The organism is Streptomyces sp. P1-3 (assembly GCF_050613155.1).
Classification (GTDB): Bacteria; Actinomycetota; Actinomycetes; order Streptomycetales; family Streptomycetaceae; genus Streptomyces.
The window spans coordinates 7,438,208-7,451,583 of sequence record NZ_CP192512.1; the positions used below are offsets into that span (position 1 = coordinate 7,438,208).

The window sequence follows — 13,376 nt, forward strand, 5'->3', positions numbered from 1 at the left end:
ACGGCTGACGGCTGACGGGGTGTGGTTGGCGCCTGCGGCGGGTTCTCCCCTTCCCCGTGGGGTCTGGGGCGGAGCCCCAGTTGAGGGAAGGGGCGGGTAGGGGAAAGGAAAGGAACCCACGTGCACGAGGCAGCCGCAGTAGGGCCGTTCTTCGGTGTCCGTACCGACGCCGCGCCCGGTCCCGGCGGCCCCCGCGCCGAGGGGTACGTACCGCTCGGCGAGGCGTACCGGACGACCGATGGAACGGCGGCGCAACCGCTGCTCGACCGCATCGACGCCGTCGCGGCGAGCCTGGGCACCGGCGAGCGGCGGGTCGCCGCGTCCCTCGTCTTCCAAGGGCTGGCCGCCCGCCTGTGGTCCATCGCACTCGGCCCGGCCGCACTCAGCGGCCACGTACCCGACCTGCGCCCCGACACCCTGTGGTGGAACCCCGCCCGTACCGCGCCCCACGACCTGTGGCTGCCCGGTCCGGCGCGGGTGCTGGGCGAGCCGGGCGGGCTCGCCGGGCAACTGGGCCACGCCGTGTACGTCAACCTCCTGCCGCTGCACCGCGCCACGCGCACGGCGTGCCGGATCTCCGAGGCACTGCTATGGGGCAACGCCGCCGCCGCGCTCGCCGGTTCGCTGCGTGTCCTGTGCGGCTGGTGCCATGCCCAGGGGCGCCCGGAGGCCGCGCGGCAGGCCGTCGTCCTGGCGCGTGCGCTCCTCGCCGCTCCGCCACTGGAGAACACCGGCACCTGGCACCTCGGCCCCGAGCGGGACTTCCGGCGCCGGAGCTGCTGCCTGTACTACCGGGTGCCGGGCGGCGGGCTCTGCGGTGACTGCGCGCTGCGGTCCCGGCCGCCGGGCCCCGGGCGCCGCCCCGCCCCACCAGGTCAGTAGAGTTTCCGTCGCCGAACCGATCCCCGTACTCCCAACTCCCACGATGAGGTACCCGTGAGCACCGCACGCCCCGCAGTGACCGTCGTGGGGCTGGGGGCCGACGGCTGGGGCGGGCTCGGCCCGGCCGGGCGGGAGGCGCTGTGCGCCGCGGAGACCGTGATCGGCGGCCCGCGCCAACTCGACCTGCTGCCCGCCGACTGCGCCGCCGAGCGCGTGCCGTGGCCGTCGCCGCTGCGCCCCGCCGTGGCCGGACTGCTCGCCGCGCACGCGGGACGGCGTGTCGCCGTCCTGGCCAGCGGGGACCCCATGTTCTTCGGCATCGGGCGGACCCTGGTGGAGGTGCTGGGCGCGGACGCCCTGCACGTCCTGCCGCACCCGTCGTCCGCGTCATACGCCTGCGCGCGGCTCGGCTGGGCGCTGGAGGAGACCGAGGTCGTCAGCCTCGTCGGGCGGCCCCTCGCCTCACTGACCGCCGCCCTGGCCCCCGGCCGCCGGCTGCTGGTCCTCTCGGCGGGCGCCGACACGCCCGGCGAGGTCGCGGCGCTGCTGCGCGACCGCGGATTCGGCCCCAGCCGGATGCGCGTACTCGAACAGCTCGGCGGGGACCGCGAGCGCCGTGTCGACGGCACGGCCGAGGACTGGCCGCATCCGCCCGGCGACCCGCTCAACCTCATCGCCCTGGAGTGCGCCGCCGCGCCCGGCACGCCCCGCCTTGCCGCGGTTCCCGGGCTGCCGGACGAGGCGTACGAGCACGACGGCCAGCTGACCAAGCGCCATGTACGGGCGGTCACCCTCGCCGCGCTCGCCCCCGCCCCGGGCGAGCAGCTGTGGGACGTCGGCGGCGGCTCCGGGTCCATCGCCGTGGAGTGGCTGCGCGCCCACCGCACCTGCCGCGCCGCGACCGTCGAGCGCGACCCCGCGCGCGCCGCGCGCATCGAGCGCAACGCCGCCGCGCTCGGCGTGCCGCGCCTGCGTGTCGTCACCGGCGCCGCGCCCGCCGCACTGGCCGGACTGCCCACGCCGGACGCGGTGTTCATCGGCGGCGGGCTCACCGCGCCGGGACTGCTGGACGCGTGCTGGGCGGCGCTGCCCGGCGGCGGCCGGCTGGTCGCCAACACCGTGACCCTCGAATCCGAGGCGCTGCTCGCCGACCGCTACCGGCGGCACGGCGGCGAACTGGTCAGGCTCGCCGTGGCGCACGCCGTCCCGGTCGGCGGCTTCACCGGGTGGCGGCAGGCGATGCCGGTCACCCAGTGGTCCGTGGTCAAACCCGGATGAACTCCGTCTTGATGAACCCCAGGATCTTTGACCCCGCCGGCCCCCTGAGCCGACTGTGCCGACTGAGGAGAGAACGATGACGGTGTACTTCATCGGCGCGGGCCCCGGCGCCGCCGACCTGATCACCCTGCGCGGGGCGCGCACCCTCGCCCGCTGCCAGGTCTGCCTTTACGCGGGCAGCCTCGTGCCGCGCGAACTGCTCGCCGAATGCCCGCCGGACGCCCGGCTGGTCGACACCGCGCAACTCGACCTCGACCAGATCACCCGAGAGTTCGTACAGGCCCACGAGGCAGGCCATGACGTGGCACGGCTGCACTCCGGCGACCCGTCCGTCTTCAGCGCGGTCGCCGAGCAGATGCGGCGCCTGGACGCCGCCGGCGTGCCGTACGAGGTTGTGCCCGGCGTGCCCGCCTTCGCCGCCGCGGCCGCCGCCCTCAAGCGGGAACTCACCGTGCCGACCGTCGGCCAGACCGTCATCCTGACCCGTATCGCCCAGCAGGCCACACCGATGCCGGAGGGCGAGGACCTGGCCACCTTGGGCCGCAGTGGTGCCCTGCTGGTGCTGCACCTCGCGGTGCGATACGCCGACCGCGTGGTGGCGGAACTGCTGCCGCACTACGGCGCCGACTGCCCGGCCGCCGTCGTCGCGATGGCCAGCCGCCCCGACGAACTGGTCCTGCGCGGCACCCTGGGCGACATCGCGGAGCGGGTGAAGGCGGCGGGCGTGACGCGCACGGCGGTCATCCTGGTCGGCCGGACCCTGGGCGCGGAGCAGTTCCGCGACAGCCACCTGTACTCGACGGAACGGGAGCGCCCGTGCGGTGACGCCTCGGGCGCGGCGAGGTAGGCGTCGTCTGCCGCGCCGTTCAGGCCGTCGCCGCCTGAACCCGGCCGGGCGCTTCCTCGGCGGAAACCGGGGGAGTGCCCGTGCCGGGCCGACCTGGCACCCTCGTACGCGCCAAGGTCAACGCGGTCCACTCGACTCGGCGCGGCCCACGACCGTGCCCGCCCGGTCGATGCAGATCACGTCAACCGCCACCGGCGCCCCGCGCAGCACGCCGAGGGCCTGGTCGCGGGCGGCCGCCGCGACCAGGTCACCGAGCGGCACGCCGTGCGCGGCGCACAACTGGACCGTCTCCAGGCCGGTGTTGGCCCCGGCCACCGCGGCCGCCAGTTCCGCGTCGGCCCCGCCCCGGCGGGCGAGGTCCGCGAGGAAGCCCTTGTCCACCTGCGAGCGCGAGGAGTGCAGATCCAGATGGCCGGCGGCGAGCTTGGACAGCTTGGCGAAGCCTCCGGCGATCGTCAGGCGGCCCACCGGGTGACGGCGCAGGTATTTCAGTACCGCACCGGCGAAGTCCCCCATGTCGAGCAGCGCGTCCTCCGGCAGGCCGTGCACCGCCACCGCGACCTTCTCCGACGTCGAGCCGGTGCACCCGGCGACATGCGTCCGCCCGGCCGCGCGGGCCACGTCCACGCCCCGCCGGATGCTGTCGATCCACGCGGAGCACGAATACGGCACGACGATGCCCGTCGTGCCGAGGATGGACAGGCCGCCCAGGATGCCCAGCCGCGGATTCCACGTACTGCGGGCGATCTCCTCCCCATGGTCCACGGAGATCTCGATCTCCGCGTCACCGGTGCCGCCGAGTTCGGCCGCGACCGCCTCGACGTGCTCGCGCATCATCTGCCGGGGCACGGGGTTGATCGCGGGTTCGCCGACGGCCAGTGGCAGCCCCGGCCGGGTGACCGTGCCTACCCCCGGCCCGGCCCGGAAGACCACGCCCGCGCCGGGCGGCAGGATCCGCACGGTGGCCCGGATCACCGCGCCGTGCGTCACGTCCGGGTCGTCGCCCGCGTCCTTCACCACGGCGGCCATCGCCTCCCGACCGGGCCCCAGCCGCTCACCGGCCAGCGCGAACGCGGGCCGCTGGCCCTTGGGCAGGGTGATGGTCACCGGGTCGGGGAAGTCCCCGCTCAGCAGGGCGGTGTACGCGGCCGTCGTGGCGGCCGTCGCGCACGCGCCGGTCGTCCAGCCGTGCCGCAGCCCGGTCCGCGCCAACTGCGCGGCACGCCCGGACGCCTGCGCCTCAGCCACGGCACCCCCCACGAGCCCGGCGGTCCACGCCTCGGCGGCCGCGGCCGCGCGCCGCGCCGGTGCCCGCGTACCCGTCGCCTGCCCACGCGCTGCCCTCGCATCGGCCGCCCCTGCCGCCGCTGCCGGAGGGGAGCCGGGCGGAGCACCCCGGCCCGCGCGTGTCGTCCGCTGCCGCTCCCACGCACGCGCACCCGCGGCTCGCAGAGGCATCCGGGTACCGGTACGGGCTGTCGGGAGAGGCGTCCGCGTACGGGCCGCCTCGCACGTTGGCCGCTTCGCGCGTGTCACCGCCGACCGCCGACGCACCCACGCACGCGTACCCGCCGCCCGGTGTCCCGGACGTGTGCCGGGCCCTGGCATGATCCAGCCGTGTCGCGCACCGCGTCCGGGCGCCGGACGGCGCCGCCGCGCAGCGAGCCCGTACGCCGGGCCGGGCCGCCGCGCACCGCGACACGCCGACCGGCCCGGGCCGGGACCCGCACCACGAGAGGTTCGAGATGACCGACGCCGCGACCAGGCCCCGCCATGTGCTCATCCTGGGCGGCACCACCGAAGCCCGGCGGCTGGCGGCGGAGCTCGCCGCCGACCCGGCGCTGCGCGTCACCAGTTCCCTCGCGGGCCGGGTCGCCGAACCGCGACTGCCCGCCGGGCAGGTGCGCGTCGGCGGGTTCGGGGGCCCCGAGGGCTTGGCCCGCTGGCTGCGCGAGCACCAGGTGGACGCGCTCATCGACGCCACCCATCCTTTCGCCGGAACGATCAGTTTCCACGCGGCCCAGGCGGCCGCCACGGTCCATGTTCCCCTGCTCGCGCTGCGCCGCCCCGGCTGGGTGGCCGGGCCCGGCGACCGGTGGCACACGGTCGGCTCGCTGGCCGAGGCGGCCGCGTCGCTGCCCGCGCTGGGCGAGCGGATCTTCCTCACCACCGGCCGCATGGGGCTCGCGGCCTTCGCGCACCTGGCCGACCTGTGGTTCCTGGTCCGGTCCGTGGACGCCCCGGAGCCACCGTTCCCGCCGCGTATGGAGGTGCTGCTGGACCGCGGCCCGTTCACCCTCGAAGGGGAGACCGAGCTGCTGCGCCGCCACCGCGTCGACGTCCTGGTGACCAAGGACAGCGGGGGCGCGGCCACGGCCGCCAAGCTGGCCGCGGCCCGCGCGGCGGGGCTGCCGGTGGTGGTGGTCCGCCGACCGCCGGTCCCGGCAGGGGTACCGGTGGCCGAGGACCCGGCTCAGGCGGTCACTTGGCTGCACCGCACGCCGGCCTGACACCGCGGGCCGCCGGCCGCCGGCCGCCGGACCGGGGGCACCCTGGGGGCGCCCCCGGACGGAGTTCGGGGGAGTCAGCTGGGGGAGGGAGGGGACACCCACAGGCGCTCCCCGCAGGAGGTGAAGCAGTGACCGGCCCACCCCGCGACCACCAATAGGGTCACCGCACGAGTGGGGGCACCTCTGGGGCGCCCCCAGCGGCCGTGCTGGGGAAGGTCGCGCCGGGGAGCCCCGGAGGGGACCCAGCCCACCGACCCGCCGAAGGCGCCACCCCGCACCGCGCGGCTCGCACTCCACGGCCCCTCGCCGGGAGGTGTCACCGCTCCGGATACCGGCGCGGCGTCCACACGATCCGCGTCCCGTCGCCACGCCGTACCGTCCTGGTCTGCGACGACCCCACCAGCAGAATCGTCCGCATGTCCACCTGCGCCGGATCCAGATCGGCCAGCGACACGATCCGCACGCTCTCCTCCGGACCGCCGATGTCCCGGCCCAGCACGACCGGCGTGTCGGGCGTACGGTGCGCCAGCAGCAGCTCGCGCGCCTTGCCCACCTGCCAGATCCGGCTGCGCGAACCGGGGTTGTACAGCGCCAGCACCAGGTCCGCCGCGGCCGCCGCGGACAGCCGCTCCGCGATCACCTCCCACGGCTTGAGCCGGTCGGAGAGCGAGATGACCGCGTAGTCGTGGCCCAGCGGCGCACCGACGCGCGAGGCGGCGGCGTGCGCGGCCGTCATCCCGGGCAGCACCCGCACCGGCACCTCCCGGTACGGGTCCTCCGACGCGGCCTCCAGCACGGCGGTCGCCATGGCGAACACGCCGGGGTCACCGGACGACACCACCGCGACACGCCGGCCGCGCCGCGCCAGGTCCAGGGCGAACTCGGCGCGTTCGGCCTCCACCTTGTTGTCGGAGGCGTGCCGCTGCTGCCCCGGCCGCATCGGCACCCGGTTCAGGTACGTGGTGTAGCCCACCAGGTCCTCGGCCGCGGCCAGTTCGCCGCGCGCCTCCGGCGTCAGCCACAGCGGACCCGCCGGGCCCAGTCCGACCACCACGACCTCGCCGCGCGCCGCCTCGGGCGTGGCGTCGACCTGGCCGGAGAGTTCCACCTGGCCGGGGACCTCCATCTGGTCGGCCAGCTCCACCCGGTCGGCCAGCTCCACCCGGCTCGGCAGCACCGCCATCGAGAAGTACGGCACCGACTCCGGGTCGACCTCGGCCAGCGGCGCGGTGCGCTCCGCGTCCATCGTGGCGCGCTCCACATAGTGCGCGTCCGCGAGCCGGCCCGACCGCTCCAGCGCCGCCCGTACCGTCGGGAAGGTCCGGCCGAGCTTCATCACGGCCGCCGCGTCCGTGGCCATCAGCCGCGCCGCCAACTCCTCCTCCGGGAGGGTGCCCGGAAGGATGGTCAGCACCTCCTCGCCCTCCACCAGCGGCTTGCCCAGCCGGGCCGCCGCCGCGCTCACCGAGGTGACACCGGGGACCACCTCGGTGGGGTAGCGGTCGGCGAGCCGCTTGTGCATGTGCATGTACGAGCCGTAGAAGAGCGGATCGCCCTCGGCGAGCACCGCGACCGTACGCCCCGCGTCCAGGTGCGCGGCCAGCCGGGCGGCGGCCTCCGCGTAGAACTCCTCCATCGCGCCCCGGTAACCGCCCGGGTGGTCGGTGGTCTCCGTGGTCACCGGGTAGACCAGGCGCTCCTCGATGTGGTCCGGGCGCAGATGCCGCTCGGCGATGGAGCGCGCGATGCTGCGGCCGTGCCGGGCGCTGTGGTACGCGACCACATCGGCCTCGGCGATGACCTCCACGGCCCGAACGGTCATCAGGGACGGGTCCCCGGGGCCGAGCCCCACACCGTACAGCCGTCCTGTGGCCCCGCTGTTGCCGGTGGCTCCGCCACTCGTCGCCTGCTGCTCGCTCACTCTTCCTCGCTCGCAATCGCGTTGATCGCGGCCGCGGCCATGGCGCTGCCGCCCCGCCGCCCGCGCACCACCAGGTGGTCGAGCCCCGCCGGATGGCCGGCCAGCGCGTCCTTGGACTCCGCCGCGCCGATGAACCCGACCGGCACACCGATGACCGCGGCCGGGCGCGGCGCGCCCGCTCCGCCCTCTTCGATCATCTCCAGCAGCCGGAACAGCGCCGTGGGCGCGTTGCCGACGGCCACGACCGCGCCGTCCAGCCGGTCCCGCCACAGCTCCAGCGCCGCGGCGGAGCGCGTGGTACCCATCCGGGCGGCCAGGTCCGGGACCGACGGGTCGGACAGGGTGCACACCACGTCGTTGTCCGCGGGCAGTCGCCGGCGTGTCACACCGCTGGCGACCATCTGCGCGTCACACAGGATGGGCGCGCCGGCGCGCAGCGCGGCGCGGGCGCGGGAGACCACCTCGGGCGTGTACCCGAGATCCCGTACGAGATCGACCATCCCGCAGGCGTGGATCATCCGCACCGCGACCTGGCTGACGTCGGCGGGGAGCCCGGCGAGATCCGCCTCGGCGCGGATGGTGGCAAAGGACTGGCGGTAGATCTCCGCGCCGTCCTTCTCGTAGTCGAACACTGTGTCCTCGATCATGTCGTTCCGCGTGCCGCCGCCACCGCGTCGGCCGCCTGTTCCGCTGTTACCGCCCACACCGCGCGCTCCGTCTCCGGTGCGCCCGTGCCGCGCGCCGCCACCCGGTAGCCGTCGCCGGTGGCCAGCACGTCGACCCACCGGCCGCCGGGGTGGCCGCACCGCCGCTCGCACCCCGACCAGTACACGGGCAGCGCGTGCGCCGCCGCTCCCGGCACGGTGCGCACGGCCCGTGCCGCCTGCCCGGCGTCCGCCCGCACATCGGCCAGCGACTTGGCGCAGCCGGGCCGTCCCGTACACGCCCCGACGCCGTACCACGGCGAGTTCCGGTCGGTGACGAGTCCGGCGTCCGCCAAAGCGGCCACCAGCTCACGGCCGCTCGCGGCCGACACGCCCGGGATCACCACGCCGCGCCAGGGTGTCACACGCAGTTCACCCGCGCCCTCCCGGGCGGCGGTCGCGGTGAGCAGGCGCCACTGCTCGGCGGTCAGCCTGCCCAGTGGCGCGAGGACGGACAGGGCACACCGCCCCTCCGGCCCGCTGACGAGTCCGGGCACGGGCCGCGCCGCCTCCGCGTTCCCGGTGCCGAGCGGGCACGGCGAGGCGAGGGCGGTAGCCGTGATCCCCGCCTCCGCGAGTCGCCCCGCGAGCCGCCGCGCCGACACCGCGTACGGCGCGGGAAGTTCGCGCACCCGCCAGGCCCGTGTGCCGCTGTCCCGTACGGCCGCGAGGAACTCCAGCGCGGCCAGCACGGCGGCGCCCGGCGCGTCCTCGGCGCGTACCAGGAGCCCGCGACACGCCGCCGCGCCGTCGCCCTCGGCGCCGCCGACCCGCAACACGGCATCGCCGCCGACGCGTGCGATCAATGTCACATCGGCATCCAGCGCCGCCACATCGCCGCGCCCGTCGTCCACCGCGAACAGGAATCGCCCGGAAAGAGACGCTGTGTCTGGTTCCGTGCACAGGAGTTCATCCAGCCGCCGCGCCCACCGCTGCACATCCGCGTACCCCCCGCCGTCCAGCCCCGCCAGCGGTGAGGCGACCACGTTGCGGGCCCGCTCGTGCCGGTCCGACGGCAGCAGCCCGGCCCCCCGCAGCCGGTCCGCGAGCGCGCCGCCGCAGTCCGAACCCAATCCCCGCAACTGGACGTTGCCGCGCGAGGTGAGATCCAGCCGCCCGTCCCCGAGCTCTTCGGCGGCGCGCGCGAGTGCGGCGGCCTGATGGGTCGTCAGCAATCCGGCGGGCAACCGGACGCGCGCCAGTGCGCCGTCGTCCGCCTCGTGCAGTCGCAACGCCCCGGGACAGGCGTCGCCACGCCCACGAGGGGGTGGTTCGGCCCGGGTTGGGCTGGTTTCGGGGGTGAGCGGCATGGCGGCGAGCATACCGACCATCACATCGGCCGCCTGCCCCGCTCGCATGATCAGCCTTTACTATGCTGCTCGGCGGACCGACCCGGTCCGCCGGACGCCAGCGACGGCGCCAGGGGAGGAAGCCGGTGAGAGTCCGGCGCGGTCCCGCCACTGTGAGCACGGCAGCACACCGCGGCCGAGTGAGCCAGGAACTCCCGCCGTCCTCCCACCGCCCGGGGCGCGGACCCCGAGGAAGGCCTGCTGCCGCATGCTGCATTCGTCCGGGGAGCGCCCCCAGCCCACCCGAGTCCTGCTGCTGTCGACCTCCGACACCGACCTGCTGAGCGCCCGCGCCGCAGAGGGGCCCGTCTCGTTCCGGCTCGCCAACCCCGCGCGCCTCCACCTGGACGACCTGCCCGGCCTCCTCGACGGCACCGACCTGGTGGTCGTCCGCCTCCTCGGGGGCCTGCGCGCCTGGCAGGAAGGGCTCGACCTCCTCCTCGCCGGGCCCCGCCCCGTCGTCGTCCTCACCGGCGAACAGGCCCCCGACGCCCAGCTCATGGAGGCGTCCACCGTGCCCGTGGGCATCGCCGCCGAGGCCCACGCCTATCTGGCTCACGGCGGCCCCGCCAACCTCGAGCAGCTCGGCCGCTTCCTGTCCGACACCGTGCTGCTGACCGGCCATGGCTTCGAGCCGCCCGCGCCCGCGCCCTCCTGGGGCCCGCTGGACCGCGCCCACGCGCCGGGTACGCAGGACGGCCCGACCATCGCCGTGCTCTATTACCGCGCCCACCACATGAGCGGCAACACCGCCTTCGTCGAGGCGCTGTGCCGGGCCGTCGAGCAGGCGGGCGCCCGCGCCATGCCGCTGTTCGTCGCCTCGCTGCGCGCCCCCGAGTCCGGGCTGATCGACGAACTGCGCACGGCCGACGCCGTCGTCACCACGGTCCTCGCCGCGGGCGGTACCCGGCCCGCCGACGCGTCCGCCGGCGGCGACGACGAGTCCTGGGACGCGGGCGCCCTCGCCGCCCTCGACGTCCCCGTCCTCCAGGCGCTGTGCCTGACCGGCCCCCGTACCGCGTGGGAGGAGAACGACGAAGGGCTCTCCCCGCTGGACGCCGCCACCCAGGTCGCGGTCCCCGAGTTCGACGGGCGTCTCATCACCGTGCCGTTCTCCTTCAAGGAGGTCGACGCGGACGGGCTGCCGGTGTACGTCGCCGACCCCGAGCGCGCCGCGCGTGTCGCCGGAATCGCGGTACGACACGCCCGGCTGCGGCACATCGCCCCGGCGGACAAGCGGCTCGCCCTCGTGCTGTCCGCGTACCCCACCAAGCACTCCCGGATCGGCAACGCCGTCGGCCTGGACACCCCGGCCAGCGCCGTCGCGCTGCTGCGCCGACTCCAGGCGGAGGGCTACGACTTCGGGACCGAGCCCGTGCCAGGACTGGCGTCCGGCGACGGCGACGAGCTGATCTACGCCCTGATCGAGGCGGGCGGCCACGACCAGGAGTGGCTCACCGAGGAGCAGCTCGCCCGCAACCCGGTGCGCATCCCGGCGGCCGACTACCGCCGGTGGTACGGGCAGCTGCCCAAGGAGCTTCGGGACGCGGTCGAGGAGCACTGGGGCCCGCCGCCGGGCGAGATGTTCGTCGACAAGAGCAGTAACCCCGACGGCGACATCGTGCTGGCCGCGCTGCGCTTCGGCAACCTCCTGGTCCTCATCCAGCCGCCGCGCGGCTTCGGCGAGAACCCCATCGCGATCTACCACGACCCGGACCTGCCGCCGTCCCACCACTACCTGGCCGCGTACCGCTGGATCGCCACCCCGCGGGCCGACGGCGGTTTCGGTGCCGATGCCATGATCCACCTGGGGAAGCACGGCAACCTGGAGTGGCTGCCCGGCAAGAACGCGGGCCTGTCCGCCGCCTGCGGCCCGGACGCCGCGCTCGGTGACCTGCCGCTGGTCTACCCGTTCCTGGTCAACGACCCGGGCGAGGGCACCCAGGCCAAGCGCCGCGTCCACGCCACCCTGGTCGACCACCTCGTACCGCCGATGGCCCGCGCCGACTCCTACGGCGACATCGCGCGCCTGGAGCAGCTGCTGGACGAGTACGCGTCGATCTCCGCGATGGACCCGGCCAAGCTGCCCGCCATCCGCGCCCAGATCTGGACCCTGATCCAGGCCGCCAAGCTGGACCACGACCTCGGCATGGACGACCGGCCGGACGACGACGGCTTCGACGACTTCCTGCTGCACGTCGACGGCTGGCTGTGCGAGGTCAAGGACGCCCAGATCCGCGACGGTCTGCATGTCCTCGGCGGTGCCCCGGCCGGCCCCGAGCGCGTCAACCTCGTCCTCGCGATCCTGCGCGCCCGGCAGATCTGGGGCGGCACGTCCGCCCTGCCCGGCCTGCGCGAGGCCCTCGGCCTGGACGAGTCGGCGGCCACCCGCACCGGCGCGGACGACGCCGAGGAGCGGGCCCGCGCACTGGTGCAGGCGATGGAGGACGCGGACTGGGCGCCGGAGGCCGTGGCCGAGGTCTGCCGCGGCCTGCCCGGCGAGCAGCGCGAGGCCGTCGCCGCGATCCTGGACTTCGCCGCCCGCCAGGTCGTACCGCGGCTCGCCGCCACGACCGACGAGATCGACCACACCGTGCACGCCCTGGGCGGCGGCTTCGTCCCCGCCGGGCCGTCGGGTTCACCGCTGCGCGGCCTGGTCAACGTGCTGCCGACCGGCCGCAACTTCTACTCCGTCGACCCCAAGGCGGTGCCCAGCAGGCTCGCCTGGGAGACGGGCCAGGCCCTGGCGGATTCCCTGCTGGAGCGCTACCGCACCGACAACGGCGAGTGGCCCCAGTCCGTCGGCCTGTCGCTGTGGGGCACGAGCGCGATGCGCACCTCCGGGGACGACGTGGCCGAGGCGCTCGCGCTGCTCGGCATCCGCCCGGTGTGGGACGACGCCTCCCGCCGCGTCACCGGCCTGGAGCCCATCCCGCTCGACCAGCTCGGCCGGCCGCGGATCGATGTCACCCTGCGCATCAGCGGCTTCTTCCGCGACGCCTTCCCGCATGTGGTGGGGCTGCTGGACGACGCCGTCCGGCTCGCCGCCTCGCTGGACGAGCCGGACGCGGACAACCACGTACGGGCGCACACCCGCGCCGACCTCGCCGAGCACGGCGACGAGCGCCGCGCCACCGTACGGATCTTCGGCTCCCGCCCCGGCACCTACGGTGCGGGTCTGCTCCAGCTGATCGACAGCCGGGACTGGCGCACCGACGCCGACCTGGCCGAGGTCTACACCGTCTGGGGCGGCTACGCCTACGGCCGCGGTCTCGAAGGGCGCCCGGCGCGCACGGAGATGGAGACCGCGTACAAGCGGATCGCCGTGGCGGCCAAGAACACCGACACGCGCGAGCACGACATCGCCGACTCGGACGACTACTACCAGTACCACGGCGGCATGGTGGCCGCCGTGCGCGCGCTGAAGGGCACCGCCCCGGCCGCGTACATCGGCGACAGCACCCGTCCCGAGACGGTTCGCACCCGCACCCTGCACGAGGAGACCTCACGCGTCTTCCGGGCCCGGGTGGTCAATCCGCGCTGGATCGAGGCGATGCGCCGGCACGGCTACAAGGGCGCCTTCGAGCTCGCCGCGACCGTCGACTACCTCTTCGGCTACGACGCCACCACCGGCGTGGTCGCCGACTGGATGTACGACAAGCTCGCGCAGACCTATCTGCTCGACCCGCAGAACCGGGAGTTCCTGGAGCAGGCCAACCCCTGGGCGCTGCACGGCATGGCGGAGCGGCTGCTGGAGGCCGAGAGCCGCGGCATGTGGGCCGAGCCGGACGCCGAGGTGCTGGCGGCGGTCCGCGAGCTGTACCTGGAGACCGAGGGAGACCTCGAGGGGAAGGCGGACAGCGCTGACCGCGACGGCTGACCCGC

At 75.4% G+C, this 13,376-nt stretch carries 9 protein-coding genes and 1 riboswitch; of the genes, 5 read left to right on the plus strand and 4 right to left on the minus strand.

The window, feature by feature from the left end; all coding sequences use genetic code 11:
* Positions 1-120 precede the first annotated feature (120 nt).
* From ACQUSR_RS31740 to cobM, 3 genes are all read left to right on the plus strand, one after another.
* Complete coding sequence (locus ACQUSR_RS31740; protein WP_431046534.1) at positions 121-882, plus strand: (2Fe-2S)-binding protein; 762 nt, start codon at positions 121-123, stop codon at positions 880-882.
* Between the two features lie 54 nt (positions 883-936).
* Positions 937-2,160 carry a precorrin-6y C5,15-methyltransferase (decarboxylating) subunit CbiE gene (gene cbiE, locus ACQUSR_RS31745; RefSeq protein ID WP_431046536.1) on the plus strand — a complete coding sequence of 408 codons (1,224 nt, stop codon included), beginning with the start codon at positions 937-939 and terminating at the stop codon, positions 2,158-2,160.
* A 76-nt stretch (positions 2,161-2,236) separates the two neighbouring features.
* Positions 2,237-3,007, plus strand: coding sequence for a precorrin-4 C(11)-methyltransferase (gene cobM / locus ACQUSR_RS31750; RefSeq protein ID WP_431046538.1), 771 nt, complete (start codon positions 2,237-2,239; stop codon positions 3,005-3,007).
* Positions 3,008-3,124: 117 nt separating this feature from the next.
* On the opposite strand, the gene ACQUSR_RS31755 is transcribed toward cobM, so the two are convergent.
* Entirely contained in the window at positions 3,125-4,255 is a 1,131-nt protein-coding gene (locus ACQUSR_RS31755) for a cobalt-precorrin-5B (C(1))-methyltransferase (protein WP_431046540.1), read from the minus strand.
* Positions 4,256-4,752: 497 nt separating this feature from the next.
* On the opposite strand from ACQUSR_RS31755, the gene ACQUSR_RS31760 reads away from it, so the two are divergent.
* Positions 4,753-5,517, plus strand: a complete 765-nt coding sequence (locus tag ACQUSR_RS31760) for a cobalt-precorrin-6A reductase (RefSeq protein WP_431046542.1) — start codon at positions 4,753-4,755, stop codon at positions 5,515-5,517.
* A gap of 316 nt (positions 5,518-5,833) precedes the next feature.
* On the opposite strand, the gene cobJ is transcribed toward ACQUSR_RS31760, so the two are convergent.
* The 3 genes from cobJ to cobG all read right to left on the minus strand — a co-directional run bounded on the left by cobJ (position 5,834) and on the right by cobG (position 9,500).
* Positions 5,834-7,339, minus strand: coding sequence for a precorrin-3B C(17)-methyltransferase (cobJ, locus tag ACQUSR_RS31765; RefSeq protein WP_431047968.1), 1,506 nt, complete (start codon positions 7,337-7,339; stop codon positions 5,834-5,836).
* 95 nt (positions 7,340-7,434) lie between these two features.
* The gene (locus tag ACQUSR_RS31770; protein ID WP_431046544.1) at positions 7,435-8,085 is read right to left on the minus strand and encodes a precorrin-8X methylmutase; all 651 of its coding nucleotides are present in this window, start codon (positions 8,083-8,085) and stop codon (positions 7,435-7,437) included.
* Positions 8,082-9,500 (minus strand): precorrin-3B synthase, encoded by a 1,419-nt coding sequence (gene cobG / locus ACQUSR_RS31775; RefSeq protein WP_431046546.1) that lies wholly within the window; start codon positions 9,498-9,500, stop codon positions 8,082-8,084. Before cobG ends, ACQUSR_RS31770 begins: the two co-directional genes overlap by 4 nt.
* A 67-nt stretch (positions 9,501-9,567) precedes the next feature.
* Positions 9,568-9,646: riboswitch (cobalamin riboswitch) on the plus strand.
* Between the two features lie 53 nt (positions 9,647-9,699).
* On the opposite strand from cobG, the gene cobN reads away from it, so the two are divergent.
* Complete coding sequence (gene cobN / locus ACQUSR_RS31780; protein WP_431046548.1) at positions 9,700-13,371, plus strand: cobaltochelatase subunit CobN; 3,672 nt, start codon at positions 9,700-9,702, stop codon at positions 13,369-13,371.
* Positions 13,372-13,376: the final 5 nt, after the last annotated feature.